Genomic DNA, 14,158 nt, shown 5'->3' with positions numbered 1-14,158 from the left:
ACAAAATCTCTAGTCTAAAAACAAACAAGGAGGGCTGAGCCCTCCCTGAATTCATCCTTATCATCTGTGTAACCGACGACTAACAATCATCCAAAACTGTTTCAACCACAGGCGTTGCACCAGCACCTGCTTCAGTATAAGTCACATGACAATTATCTGCATCGGTTGCTTCACTGTGTTGGAATTCACCAGTGGCCGCATCGTAAGTAATTGCTGATTCTGCATCAAATTGAATTAAATCTTCAATACCACACCCCTGAGTTGCTATAGTTCCACATGGGTCATCGCCACCACTTCTTCTTGAAACCGTGCCATCTTGAGGAGCTCTTGTTGGGTAACCATTAACCGTTGCGTAAAATACGCCGTTAACTTGAACTGCTCCATCTAATTCATTGGTAACAAGTGCTTTAGCGTTAATCATATTCGCGGCACTGTTAACACTACCTTTTACCCCTTCAACAACAGCGGCTCTCGCATCGCCAGTCAAATCGATAAAGCGCGGTGCTGCCGTTGCTGCTAGAATGCCAAGAATGACAATAACGACGATAAGTTCAATTAAGGTAAAACCTTTTTGTTTTGATAAATTTTTCATAATACACCCGTTAACATTTTTTATTGGCTTCAGTATTCACTGAAGCAGTCTACTCAATTAAGTAACAAAAAGGTTACTTCTACTGCTATTTTTTATTATTATCCGTTCAATGCTCGCCATTAACATCCATAACAACGGCGGGTCTACTTTATTTTTACGATTAGTTATTAATCGTTATTGCTACTGCACTGGTTGCAGGAAAGTAACTAAAAAAGTTAGTTTGATTTTCGGCATCACCTGGAGTCTCATAGGCGCCATTATCACTTTTATTTAGCGTTTCTTTTAAGTGATAACGACATTCTGTATCTGCACCTGTCTCATGCTTGGTAACAAAATATTGAAAATCATCAATATCATCGCTATCGTCAGTTAATGTCGGTGGCTGCTGCAAAATGGTATTCCAAACATCAATACAATTAGCTTCATTGAAATCATTACCTAAGGTATTACCGTCGTTTTGACCACCAACCGAGGCTACAATATACCCTGCTCGAATGCCTGCATCATTATCAGCGGTCGTTAATAAGACATTGGTACCGTCGTAATTAACAACATTGCGTCCGCCCGAGGTTGGACGACCTTCAGCTTCCCATTGCGCACGCGCTAGCGATACCCCAGTGGCAAAGCCCCCCGCCATACCTTCGATATTAGCTTGTTTGGCTTGATCGGTTAAATCAATAAACTTTGGGATCGCAGTAACGGCTAAAAAGCCCAAGATAACCACGACAATAACTAGCTCAATTAAGGTAAAACCCGACTGTTTTTTCATAACAACCTCAAACTCTTCTAATTATTTTAATTCTAACAACGTTTTACAAAAAAAGTCACTTATTTACCGGACAATTTTTATAAATTGATAAACTTACTTTTCAAAGCGTTCAAAAGCCAAAAATTATAAAATATAATCAACAACTTAAGAAAAGGTTAACTTTTTACCACTTCACCTTTTTTTGGATAATATTGAAAATATTCACCATTGTTGATGACATAACGACAGTACCTTAATCGTTCTTGACTGTTCTCATGCACTTCAATGGCAGCAATGGGTTTATTCATAAACACTAAGGGTGTATTCATCACCATTCGCCATATTGCAACGCAACTTCCATTATTTTCATCACTATCCACCCAACCTAGCGCGTTGACTGTTACTTTCCTTTTGCTGGTTGGCTTTTCGCCCTCTTTTAGCCATACCTCTTTAGGGTTTTTATCCATGTACCATTGCGCTCTAATCGCTGATACTTGGCTCAAAAACTGATTAGCAATTGCGCTAAACCCTGCTTTAGCAATCGGCTCTTCTTGTCGTACGAAGTAATACCAAAAACTTGCCATCATTAACCCGAGCATAACAACAATAACAATTTGCTCGGCTAGCGACTTCTCCCTTTTGGCAATAACAGCTCTTTGCGACATTTTACTCCGCCTTAAATGACTACCCTTTAAAGGCTGACATCATATCCCACATAGGGGTAAATATACCCAGTGCTAATACTAACACCATCGCAGCAACGATAGCGATTAAGATCGGCTCAATACGCGCAGTTAACGTTCCTAACTCGTAATCAACCTCTCGTTCATAATAATCACCCACTTCTTCGAGTAACTCATCAACCCGACCCGTTTCTTCACCAACAGCTATCATTTGCAATACTAACGGTGTGAACAAAGTACTTGCCACAGCAGAGCGTAATAAGCTTTCGCCACTTTCAATGCCAGTGCGCATAGCGACAATTTTCTGTTGCATAAAGGTATTGTCTACCGCTTCAGACACTAAGGTTAAACCATTAGTCATCGGCACGCCTGCCTTTAAGACAATAGCGAAACTATGAGAAAAACGCGCCAGAATTGAGCGTTCGATAATTGAACCGACAATCGGTAGGCGTGTTTTAAGCCTATCCCAAGTGAAACGCCCTTTGGTGGTCTTTAAATAATAACGGGTACCAAAGTAGCAGCCAATGACCATCACTAACATGATTGGCCAATAATCAAGGAAAAAATTGGAGCTGGTGATCAAGGCCCTTGTTGCCCAAGGCAATTCAGCGCCGAGTTTAGAAAACATATCGGCAAAGGTTGGGATCACCCAAATATTTAAGATCACAATAGCAATGGCTAATGCTATTAAAACAAATGACGGGTAGCGCAACGCAGTTTTAATACGTTTTCGTGTCTCTTGTTCACGTTCAAAGTAACTGGCTAACTTGGCAAAGGCGTCATCAAGCTTACCGGTATTTTCGCCAACGTGAATTAACGAAACAAATAAAGGAGAAAAAAGCTGCGGGTGGCGGTTCAATGCCGATGATAGCGCGTATCCCCCTTCTAGCTGCAAAGCAATTTCTGATAATGCTTGTCTAAGTTTTGGTGAACTGCTGGACTCAGCCATACCATGTATTGCTCTAAGTATTGGAACCCCTGATCGAACCAGAGCATACATCTGGCGACAAAAAACAATCAAATCATCAAGCTTAATCGCTTCAAAGCCAAGTAGTTCACCAATATCGATTTGACCAATATTTCCCGCACCACCCACAGAGGTTGTTTCGGTGATCATAATAGGAATAATGCGCTGACGTGTTAACTGCTCAGCCACCGAGCTGCTACTAGTCGCTTCCATCGACCCTTTAACTTGTTCGCCATTGGCATTTCGCCCTGTATAGTTAAATGCGGCCATAATAACGCTATCCAGTTACCTCAACAGTTTCCACCAATCGTAATACTTCTTCTACTGACGTTACGCCCTCGGCAGCATAATCAAAAGCTGCCAAAGATATCGGTTTAAAGGTTGGGTTCGCCTTTGACAATTTGGTGAACTCTTCAGCGTCGTCACGTTTTAACGCAGCCATCATCGCTTCGTTCATCTCAAGTAACTCGAAAACACCAATTCGGCCCTTATAACCCGTATACTGACATGACTGGCAACCTTTCCCTTGTTTAAAGTGCGTCTGCTTTGCTTGATCACCGGCAAGATGAGTCAGCCATAGCAACTCTTGCGCTGTTGGTTGATAATCAATCGTACAATGCTCACAAATTCGGCGCACTAATCGTTGAGCGATGATGGCGCGCAATGAGCTACCGACCAAAAATCCGGCCGCGCCCATATCAATCAAACGCAGCGCACTGGTGATCGCATCGTTAGTATGTAAGGTTGATAACACGAGGTGACCCGTTAACGCTCCACGCAAGCCAATTTCGACGGTTTCATGATCACGCATCTCACCGACCATAATGATATCAGGATCTTGTCGAAGCGAAGTTCTTAATACACTAGAAAAAGTTAAGCCAATTTTGCTATTAACCTGTACTTGATTGACTCTCGGTAATCGGTATTCGACTGGATCTTCAACCGTAATAATTTTCTTGGATGCCTGATTTAATTCACTCAGTGCGCCATACAATGTCGTGGTTTTACCACTACCTGTTGGTCCTGTGACTAACACCATGCCATGTGGTCGACTAATTTGGTGACGCACTCTGGCAACTAAGTCAGCGGGCATCCCAGTTTCATCTAAAGAGAGCAGCCCTGCTGATTGATCGAGCAAACGCATAACCACTGACTCACCGTGCTGCACCGGCATGGTAGACATCCGCACGTCGATATTATGGCCCTTAATGGTCAAATTAAATCGACCATCTTGAGGTAGGCGCTTTTCTGAAATATCTAAACCAGCCATTAATTTAAGTCGAAGCACCATGGCGGCGGCAATTTTGCTTTCTTTTAAAACGTTTTCTTGCAGTACACCATCGATACGTTGTCGAATGCGTAATTGTTTTTCATCTGGCTCAATGTGAATATCTGAAGCACGCATTTGTACCGCATCTTCAAATACCGATTGCAACAGCTTCCCGACAGTTGCATCGCCGCCTTCATCAATAAAGGATGTTGACACATCAAAATCAGAGCTTTGATCGTATTCTTCTTCTAATTGACTGGCGAAGTTTTCAATCTCTGCGGTACGACGGTATAAACCATCAAAAGCTTCAAAAAGCTGGGATTCCATCACCACCGCAAGCTTTAATTTTTTTGGTGATAGCATTTGTTCGAGTTGATCTAGACCACTCAAATCAGCGGGATCACTCATACCAATTAATACCGCGTCGCCTTGGTCTTCAATAATCAACGCTCTTAATCGTCTAGCGTGAACCTCTGGTAATAATTTCGCGACGTCAGCAGGAATACGACGTTGACTAATATCTAGAAATGGAACATCAAGCTGCTGCGCTAAAAATTCAAGGAGTTGTTTTTCTGTTAAATATCCTAATTCAATCAGGGTATCACCAAGCTTACGACCGGTCGTTTTTTGGCTGTTGAGCGCCTGCATCAATTGCTCATTGGAAATAATATGTTCGTGAACGAGCAAATCGCCCAAACGCATTTTTAATTTAGGGGCTGCCATGCTTACTCTCCTAACTCGTTAAGACGAGATTTTATAAACTCGACACTACTGACCGACAAGTCATCATACTGCAGGGCGTTTTGATAACTTTCTCTTGCTTGGTTAAATTTGCCATCGCTGTCATAGGCGACAGCTAATCCCAACCACCATCGCCCTACTTCAGGTGCCAATCTTGTTAGCCGCTGATATGCTTGTTGGGCACTCGCAAAATTTGCCAATTGTTGGGATATCGAAGCGAGCATCGTCTGGTATTCAATATCATTAATATCGCTTGCCCCATTAAGCACATCATAGGCTTGTTGATTCAACCCTTGACTTAAGTATATACGTGCCATCATCAATCTAAAATCAGCATTGCGATTGTCGCGCGCTAAACCCTGAGCAAGTAGATTGATGGCCGCATTATAATCTTGACGACCAAACCACAATGCAGCCAATTGTTTGCGTGCCTGATGCTGATTCTCATCGAGTAATAATACTTCTTCAAACAATGCTTCAGCTTTGTTTATTTGTTGTTGATCTATAGCTTGCTGCGCTTGCTTAAGTTTAACGTCGATCAGTTCCTGCGCTGACAATTGCTTACTCGAGATAGATAGCGTTCCTTTAGATGCGGACGAATTGATGACATTGTCTTTTGAAGCGCTTCCACCTGCTATAAGATTAGTCGACTCATTGCTGGTAGGGTCTGCTTTTTCGTTAGTCGGTTTGCTTTGCTGATGCGAAAAGCTTTCATTGTCATTAATTGGTTTAATTTGTTGTCGCTGACTATTCTTAGGTTTCTCGCTATCCAAGCGAGATAATGGTGAAGAATTTTGCGGCTCTGTTTTCACGACCTTTGCGACGTTTTCAGCACTGTTATTCGTGGTGCTTGTCGTGTCAATTTCAGTTTCTCTTTGAGCAGTATTTACATTCTCACTAGGCTGCTCAACATTGTTAACATTAGCCGTTGATAACGAAATATCTTTTTTACTAACTTGCTTTTCAGTATCAGCCTTTGTTGGTTGACTCACAGTCGCTTGGTTTGGTGATGAAACATAACCACTTAGGTACTGCCATCCAATAACAGCTATTGCGATAGACAACAAGAACGCTAAGATGATCACCAGCCATTTATTGGTCGAGCTATGGGCAATAACCACCTGAGGAGCGTTTGCTTGACCTTGTCCTTGCTCATACTGTCGTTTATCAAGATCTTTAAGCATTTGATTGATGACACTCATGAAGCTTTTCCCCACCACAAAATAACAGCAAGGACAGTCAAAGCAAGAACAGCTGAAGCGACAATAAAAATGTGATTTAACCTAAGTTTTCTTTGCGTCCCTTCGGTATCTTTAACCGCTGCCACTAGATGTGCCCGTGTTATTTGATACTGACCTTGGCCAAAGCTTAACATCAACATTTTATGACATAAAATATTAACCAAACGTGGTATGCCCTCACTGTATTTTGCAATCTTTCGACATATATCTCGGGTAAACAAGGCTGCTCCTTTATAACCGGCAACTTGTAATCGGTGACTGATGTAGTGCTCAACTTCGTCACTGGTCATCGGGCGCAATTGATAAGAAAAGGAAATACGTTGCTTCAATTGCCTAAACGCCTTTTCATTTAAACGTTGATCTAACTCTGGTTGAGCAAATAAGACCACCTGTAATAGCTTACGCGTTTCTGTCTCTAAGTTAGTAAATAATCGCAACGCTTCCAAGCTTTCACTAGGCAGAGCTTGGGCTTCATCTAATATCAGCACCACGGAACGTCCTTCATTATGTAATTCAAGTAAGCGAGATTGAATTCTTTGAGTTAATAACTGCACAGACATTCGTTGTGCTTGTTTAACCCCTAATTCCACCGCAACCGCACGTCTTAACTCATCAGGTTTTAAATAGGGGTTGGGAATATAAGCCGTTACAAAATGTTCAGGAATTTCATTAAGTAACTTTCGACACAATAATGTCTTACCGGTACCAACCTCGCCGACAACTTTAATAAAACCTTCGCCACTTTTTAACGCGGTTAATAATACGGCAAACGCCTCATCATGAGGCGCTAAACCCAAGTAGAAGCTGGTATTCGGGGTTAGTGTAAATGGTAATTCATTGAGACCGAAGTGATACAAGTACATAAGATACTTAACCAAGAACTCGCATACGATTTACTTACTTTGCTCTGGAAACCACTGCTTCAATAACGCCCGGGCATCTTCAAGTTGGTTACTCCATGTGTCTTGACCAACGACCACAGGTTTTAACATAATCACCAACTCTTTTTTAAGTGTCGCCTTACTCTTACTTTTAAACAGTTCCCCTACTAATGGGATATCGCCAAGCAAAGGTGTTTTCGAATTCAAATCTGCCGTTTGCGTTTCAATTAAGCCACCGATGACAATAATCTCACCAGATTTGGCTCGTACCACGGTATCAGATTCTCGGACACTACTTTGCGCTAACGGCAACTGATAATCTTGACCATCCAAACGAATCGATTTGTTTTTTTCTTTTACAGTAGTGACTGACGGGTGAACATGCAAAATAACTTCACCATTGGCATCAATCTGCGGGGTAACATCTAAAGCAATACCAGAAAAGAAAGGTGTAAGCTCTATTTCAGGTGTCGTCGTAGTGGCAGTGCCTGTTGTTGTCGTGCTGGAGACTTCGGTGACAAAAAATTCATCATCACCGACTTTAATCACCGCTTTTTGATTATTGGTTGCTGTTATCCGAGGGCTAGAGAGAACCTGTACATTACCCTGCGTTGACAACAGCTGTAATACACCTGAAAAATCAGCGTTTTTAAAGAAACTGATCCCAGTAACACCACCAATAGCGTTAGAGATCAGGTTGCCTTCTATCGTGCCATCGGTTTGAAAAGAAAGTTCTGTGCGATTATCACCACGATGCAAACTTCCTAGTATGCCATCCCAGCGCACCCCTTGTTGGTAATCGTCATTAAGCGTAACCTCTAAAATCTTTGCTTCGATGATCACTTGGCGGCGCAACAGCTTTTGTGCACCGAAAATAAAATCTTTAACAGATTTTATTTCATCCGGATAAGCTTTGACGGTAATTAATCCTGATTGCGGCGAGACAATAACAGAACGTCCAGACTCTGGCGTTGCGCCAATCAAATCTTCTAAGTTTTGTTCAAGCTCTTTCCAAAAATCAGAATTATTAGCCGTAAAAACATTGGTGCCATTAACATTCATTTGGCCCATTTGACTGTTCTGGCCATTTCCACCATTCGAGTTATTACTGCCATTATTACTATTGTTGTTATTTTGGTTACGGTTATTGCCGTTTTGACCACCATTACCATTGTCAACATTGGCAACACCACCTGAGTTAACACTCATTGTCGAGTAACCGCTTCGCGTAATAAACAGGTAATCTAATGGAATAGTTTCGGTGCGTATGCCCGCTGGATAAACCTGAATAACTTTGCCATTGGCCCGAATATCATAGCCATATAACTGCTCAACGACTTCTAATACTTCATTTAAAGTAACGTCTTTTAAATTCAGAGTAATATTGCCTGACACTCCAGGATGAAGCGCAATACTAAGATTGGAGTCTTCAACCAAGGCAGCAAAGAATTGTTTAGCGTCGACTTGACTTGCTGCAATCTCCAGTCTTTTTTCCGATAACAAACCTTGTTTAGCTTGCGACAAGTTTTGCGCGATCAACTCTTGCTGAACTGAACTCGGTAACTGTTGCAATGGCTTAGGTTGCTGCTTAACTTGCGACTCTTGAATCGCCTTATCTAATTCAGCATTTACTTGCTTCGGTGGTTTAGGCGTGCTTTGGCAACCAGCAACGACTAATGCAATCGCAGTGATTGCGATACCTGATTTGACGTTTTTTAGATTCATAATTCTTTTCATTGAGGACTCGCCACGACTTGTCTAAACAGCGACAATTCAATTTGATTTTCAGCTGTTGCTAAAATAACTTTATTTTGATTAATTTCTTTTATTCGGTACTGAGCGATAACATCACCTACTTTGAGCAGTCTACCATTGATAATCGCTATTTTTTGCTGACCTTGATTAATAATAGACTCTAATTTCAGTGTCTTTTTTTGCTGGGTCAATTTACTCGTTAGGCTCTTTGACAATGGTTGAGTTGGATCCCTTTCTTGAGCAGAAAAAGCGATAAAGCTAACGAAAACAACGACTATGCAGACTAACCTATACACCAACAAACTCCTGCTTGGTACTCAAGCTATATAACTCAATTTCAACCTCACTGAGTGGATACTCAACCAATTGATAATCAAATCGTTGCCAAAAAAAGCGATACTGCATTTGCTCTAATTGCTTTAAATAGTCTCGCAATTGAAAATATCGTCCAGAAAGCTTTATTCTTAAACCATGTTTATAAAGCACTAATGGCTCCAACGCACTTTCTATTGGTAACACCTTATCATTTGATTGATGACTTGATTCATTAGGTTGATTTTCTGCATTACCTTTTTCCCCTGATACAGGTAATGCCATCGGCTCTGCCCCAATAACCTCAAACGATAATAACTTGACACCTTTTTGCAAAGCTAACAATTGTGTTAAAGCAAATCTCATTTGGACAGGATCAATGAGATCAGAGGTCAACGTTAAGAGCGCAATATCGACTTGTTGCAGGTCACGCTCATAATCGTGAATGGTTCGGGTAATCTTTTCATTCGGATCTTCTTGTAACGCTTGTTCAAAAACACCAATGGTTTGCTGTTTCGTCGCGATAGATGTTGTCAGTCGTTTAATTTCTTTTTGATGAGCACTAATACGTTGCTGGTTTTCATCTATTAGTAACGTATGCGTAATAAAAACTATCGCAATCAACCCGGTAATTAAGATTAATAATTGCTCACGCAGGGTTATTGATAAAAAGCGCTGGCTATAACTTTGCCACAAAGCCTTCATCGTGCCCCCCCTTGAGTTCGTGTTTTTGAGCTAACTTGAAAGCTTGTTAACCCAAGCTCATTTTCATTTAGAGAAAAAGTAGAAAACGTTTTACCTGCAAGAAAGTTAGACTCTTTAAAGCCTGCGAGCCACTGTGGAACAGCGTCTGGGGTTTTAGCCATGCCACTGAAACTCAATTGTTCTTGGAATATAAATACTTGCTCTAAACTCACGTCTTTATGATGATGTTCTGCTAATTCACTCATCGCAGAAGAAAAACCGCTAACGAAAACTTTGCTTTGATCTGTGAGTTGTTTATGTAATGCCTGTTTGTTCGCGATGACAACTTTGAGATTTTCTAAACGCGCCAATAACTTGGGATCGGCTCGATTTTCACTCACCTGTTGCTGCAAGTTGTCAAGCAATTGCTGTTGCTGGTTATGTTGTTTAGTCAAAGTACTTCGTTTATTACTATGATCATTGACCTTTACTTGACTAAAAATCGCCCAAAAAACAAAAGCTAGAAGAACGATACCCCAGATGAGAAACACACGAGTTAACGTTAATGGTGGCTTTTTGGGTAAGAGGTCTGGTTGTAGTAAGTTAATCGTTAATTTAGCCATCTAATGCTCCCGTTGCTTCAGAGCTAACTAACGCGCCATAACAAGCACTATAGGCTTTATTATCAATAACCTGCTCTGAAAGCGCAAAAATGTTAACGGGGAGATGAGTGTTTTCTGCTAGCTTTCTGGCAATCAATGCCTCTTGCTCTGCAGGAATTAACACCTGTATTTCTCTAATCGGGGCTTGTTTTAATTGTCGCTCGTAATAATCTACTGAACGTTGGATCTCCAAGCTTAATGCGTCAATGATGCCTGAATCTAACTCTTCAGCGCTTTTTTCACCAATTTTAGCCATCCCCCTAAGGCGACGATAAAAATATAAACGCCCTTGTTTAACAATTAACACCAGCATTTCTTCGTCAGGTTGTTGACACACTAACAAGCAAGCATTTTCACTTTCTGGAATTAAACTAGCAAACGCAAATTCTTCTATCGATATAGATTTTACGACAATGTCTTGCTTATCAAGAGTTTCAACAATGGGTACTAAATCAGATTTCGCTGCGCAAACCACATGAAGTTTTTCTATCCCACCCGCCATTGTTGGGCCGTCAAAATAATCTAGCACCATATCATCTGGCGCAATAGAAACTAGGTCTTTAATTTGCCACTTCAATGCCTCTAGAAGTTCTTGTTCAGGAATCTTTGGCTTATCGACTTGCACGATCTGACTTTGTTGTGCTTGTAAAACCAAGTGGCATTGATGAGGAGAAGAAAGGGAAGTCGATAAGACCTTTAACGTATTGACATAATTTTTATCAATCGCTTCTAATACGGCAAAAGTCGCTTTGTCCTGCGCATTTAGCGCACAATACGCTATCGCATGTTGACGAAGGCACAGCCCTAGTAAGTTATGTGCATCGCTTTTTGAAAATATCGAGCTTAATCGCATTATCTTGTATCGTTGTTAATAATTATTGTTAAAGTAAACGAACTCGCTAACTTTCATTATCGCTGATTGTGTGCCTTGCGCAAGTATTTTCCTTATAATAGCGCTAAATATATCAGTAAAATCATTCACTTTTATGCAAAAACTGTCGCCATTACAGCCACTTTTACATCCATTTTTTGACCACCATAACTTAAAGGTGTCAATTAAACGTGATGACTTAATTCACCCTGTCATATCGGGAAATAAATGGCGAAAGCTAAAATATAATATAAATCATGCGATTAACACCGGCTATAAGGGTATTTTAAGTTTTGGTGGCAGCTATTCTAATCACATTCATGCACTTGCCTTTGCTGGCAAAAAATATGCTTTACGCACGCACGGTATCATCCGCGGCGAACAAGCTCACCAAGATAATTTTACGTTAGCATCGGCAAAGCGTTGGGGAATGGAGCTGACATTTGTCGATCGAAAGACCTATCGAAAACGCTCTGAATATGAATATTTACAATTACTTAAAGAGCGTCATTCTGAATTATTTATTGTTCCTGAAGGTGGTAGTAATCAGTTAGCGTTAACAGGTGTTGGCGAAGTTATCACAGAACTCGATCAGCAATGTAGTTACGATACATTAATAACGCCTATTGGCAGTGGCGGGACTTTAGCTGGCCTTATCAATCAAGATGACAATCGTCACCAACTACTAGGGATTGCTGTGCTTAAACAGCAAAATTATTTAGTTGAAGAAGTTAATACGCTTTTGGGTAATGATAATCACAAAGACAATTGGCAGATACTGAATGAGTTTCATTGTGGCGGCTACGCCAAGTTCTCAAATCAAGATTTAACGCTCATTCAGGAATTTAGTCAGCTGACAAAAGTTCCGTTTGAGCCCATTTATTCCGGCAAGATGATCCTTGCGCTTTTATCACTTATTGAGCGAGGCTACTTTAAAAAACGTCAACATATCGTATTACTGCATACTGGAGGTCTTCAAGGCTTAGCTGGCCTTAAAGAACAAGGGAGAATTAGCGAACAAGGTTGGCAAATTCCGCCTGCTCTAGAGGGTGAGTAAAAAAGTGCCCTTGGCCTCCATCCACCCCCAATCTTAACAGTGTTTGCCATTCTTGCTCTGATTCAACCCCTAGCGCAAAAATCGCGATACCTAACGGCTCTGTGATCACTTTAAGGCTTTGAACAATGATCTGATTTTCTGGCTTTTCATGAATATTTCCAATCAGGCTTGAATGCAATTTAATAAACGAAACAGGACAACTTTTAAGGTATTGAGTACTCACCACGTACTGGCCGACTTTATCAACTAATAATTTAACGCCAAACTGCGTTAACTTAACCAAGATAGGTTTCAATGATGATAAACAACTCATCAATCGATATTCACTCACTTCAATAATCAGCTTTTCAGCTATATCTGGATTTTCAATGATCACGGCATACAACTTTTCTTGGAACTCAACGTTTAGCAATGATTCAACTGACAAGTTTAAACTGCATGACTGTTGCTGGCTTTCATAACGTATAAGTTTGCAAACTTGCTTAACAATCAGCAAATCCACTTGTTCTGTTAACCCACACTTATGCACCATGGGCATAAATATTCGCGCACTGATCAACTTACCTTGATTATCTCTTAGCTTAGCCAATACTTCATAATGGATAGTCGCACTGTTTCTAGCTGAAATTACAGGCTGAAAGAAAATCACAAAAGCATTCCGAGTGATAACTTTGGTTAAAAAAGTACGCCATTTTAAAGACCCCTGCGCTTGAATAATTTCACCAGGCTCGTACATAAACCATTGTGCAGGCCCTTGTAGTTGTGCCGATCTTAGTGCCATATCCGCCTCAGACATCACCTGATAAGGCATATCTAAACTTTGGTAGCAGCTCAAACCTAAGTGAATAAACTCTTCATGATTGATACCAACCGGTAAAGAAATCGTCATAAAGTTTTTTAACAACCTTTCTGCCAATTTCTCTCCTTGCTCGACGGTCAGTTCAGGTAAAATCAACGCAATTTCATAAGGCTGTCTTCGAGCAATATAATATTTGGGGAATGATTGTAATCGATATTTTATGATCGAAATAATACTTGAGAGTAATGTTAACGCCTGCCCTCGACCATACATGGTTTGAACAACTTCTCCCTCTTTAAACTGAATGAAACAAATAATGCCATAGCTATCTTCTTCTTTTAGCAAGGCTTCTAAACGCGCATTAAAAAACTCGCGATTACCTATGCCGGTATCTTTATCAAGCAAAGCTTTTTCACGAAAGATTTGGTAAAAGGTCGTTTTATCTTCATTTTCCACCAGTAATTGTTGCTGAAGTTTAGCAATGGTCACGCCAACCGGATTGACGACATCTATTGGGTTAATAACATTATTTCGATAATTGCTTTCTGCCCATTGTTCTAGTCGAGTAACAAAACTTAATTCGTCAAATACTTTGTTTAAAAGCCAATAACGTATTAAAGCCAATAAGACAGTTGTCCCCGTCATCACCATGGCGATATATATCAATGAGCTAGAATCAAGTCTTAGTTGATCATCAAAGGTTAACGCTGCCAAGACTATGAGCAAAGCTGTCACAATGTTCAAGAGTGCAAATACGGCATAAAATGCTCTGCTAATTAATGTTTCAATTTTTTGCGCTGTTATCGCCATCCCACGAAAAGCCTTTCCTTTTGCTATACTGATTAAACAGTGTACTAGCTGATGAATAAATAAAGCTTGTTTAAACAAAGTGTAG

At 40.6% G+C, this 14,158-nt stretch carries 14 protein-coding genes; 1 reads left to right on the top strand and 13 read right to left on the bottom strand.

What is annotated here, in order from left to right:
- Positions 1-79: 79 nt before the first annotated feature.
- The 12 genes from ACSLUH_RS06885 to ACSLUH_RS06830 form a co-directional block, all read right to left on the bottom strand.
- A complete protein-coding gene (locus tag ACSLUH_RS06885; RefSeq protein WP_448565565.1) occupies positions 80-592 on the bottom strand; it encodes a type II secretion system protein in 513 nt (170 codons plus the stop codon).
- Positions 593-752: 160 nt separating this feature from the next.
- Positions 753-1,361: a prepilin-type N-terminal cleavage/methylation domain-containing protein gene (locus tag ACSLUH_RS06880; RefSeq protein ID WP_448565564.1), complete on the bottom strand. Its 609-nt coding sequence runs from the start codon at positions 1,359-1,361 to the stop codon at positions 753-755.
- A gap of 155 nt (positions 1,362-1,516) precedes the next feature.
- Complete coding sequence (locus ACSLUH_RS06875) at positions 1,517-2,005, bottom strand: hypothetical protein (RefSeq protein ID WP_448565563.1); 489 nt, start codon at positions 2,003-2,005, stop codon at positions 1,517-1,519.
- Between the two features lie 19 nt (positions 2,006-2,024).
- Positions 2,025-3,260, bottom strand: a complete 1,236-nt coding sequence (locus ACSLUH_RS06870; protein ID WP_448565562.1) for a type II secretion system F family protein — start codon at positions 3,258-3,260, stop codon at positions 2,025-2,027.
- 7 nt (positions 3,261-3,267) lie between these two features.
- Positions 3,268-4,983 carry a GspE/PulE family protein gene (locus ACSLUH_RS06865; RefSeq protein ID WP_448565561.1) on the bottom strand — a complete coding sequence of 572 codons (1,716 nt, stop codon included), beginning with the start codon at positions 4,981-4,983 and terminating at the stop codon, positions 3,268-3,270.
- A 2-nt stretch (positions 4,984-4,985) separates the two neighbouring features.
- Positions 4,986-6,203 carry a tetratricopeptide repeat protein gene (locus ACSLUH_RS06860; protein WP_448565560.1) on the bottom strand — a complete coding sequence of 406 codons (1,218 nt, stop codon included), beginning with the start codon at positions 6,201-6,203 and terminating at the stop codon, positions 4,986-4,988.
- Entirely contained in the window at positions 6,200-7,105 is a 906-nt protein-coding gene (locus ACSLUH_RS06855; RefSeq protein WP_448565559.1) for an ExeA family protein, read from the bottom strand. The genes ACSLUH_RS06860 and ACSLUH_RS06855 overlap by 4 nt, the downstream gene beginning before the upstream one ends.
- A 30-nt stretch (positions 7,106-7,135) precedes the next feature.
- Complete coding sequence (mshL, locus tag ACSLUH_RS06850) at positions 7,136-8,848, bottom strand: pilus (MSHA type) biogenesis protein MshL (RefSeq protein WP_448565558.1); 1,713 nt, start codon at positions 8,846-8,848, stop codon at positions 7,136-7,138.
- A gap of 8 nt (positions 8,849-8,856) precedes the next feature.
- Positions 8,857-9,174, bottom strand: a complete 318-nt coding sequence (locus tag ACSLUH_RS06845; RefSeq protein ID WP_448565557.1) for an agglutinin biogenesis protein MshK — start codon at positions 9,172-9,174, stop codon at positions 8,857-8,859.
- Entirely contained in the window at positions 9,167-9,895 is a 729-nt protein-coding gene (locus tag ACSLUH_RS06840) for a GPW/gp25 family protein (RefSeq protein WP_448565556.1), read from the bottom strand. The genes ACSLUH_RS06845 and ACSLUH_RS06840 overlap by 8 nt, the downstream gene beginning before the upstream one ends.
- Positions 9,892-10,497 (bottom strand): PilN domain-containing protein, encoded by a 606-nt coding sequence (locus tag ACSLUH_RS06835; protein WP_448565555.1) that lies wholly within the window; start codon positions 10,495-10,497, stop codon positions 9,892-9,894. The genes ACSLUH_RS06840 and ACSLUH_RS06835 overlap by 4 nt, the downstream gene beginning before the upstream one ends.
- On the bottom strand, positions 10,490-11,389 hold the full coding sequence (locus tag ACSLUH_RS06830; RefSeq protein WP_448565554.1) for a hypothetical protein: 900 nt from the start codon (positions 11,387-11,389) through the stop codon (positions 10,490-10,492). The genes ACSLUH_RS06835 and ACSLUH_RS06830 overlap by 8 nt, the downstream gene beginning before the upstream one ends.
- Positions 11,390-11,522: 133 nt before the next feature.
- On the opposite strand from ACSLUH_RS06830, the gene ACSLUH_RS06825 reads away from it, so the two are divergent.
- Positions 11,523-12,464 carry a 1-aminocyclopropane-1-carboxylate deaminase/D-cysteine desulfhydrase gene (locus ACSLUH_RS06825; protein WP_448565553.1) on the top strand — a complete coding sequence of 314 codons (942 nt, stop codon included), beginning with the start codon at positions 11,523-11,525 and terminating at the stop codon, positions 12,462-12,464.
- Here the strand turns inward: ACSLUH_RS06825 and ACSLUH_RS06820 are convergent.
- Positions 12,418-14,073 carry an EAL domain-containing protein gene (locus ACSLUH_RS06820; protein WP_448565552.1) on the bottom strand — a complete coding sequence of 552 codons (1,656 nt, stop codon included), beginning with the start codon at positions 14,071-14,073 and terminating at the stop codon, positions 12,418-12,420. The two genes, ACSLUH_RS06825 and ACSLUH_RS06820, sit on opposite strands and share 47 nt — an antisense overlap.
- Between the last annotated feature and the right edge of the window lie 85 nt (positions 14,074-14,158).

It is taken from the genome of Thalassotalea ganghwensis (assembly GCF_053485795.1).
Note: the sequence above shows the minus strand (reverse complement) of the source record. Positions and strands in the feature narration are given on the sequence as shown.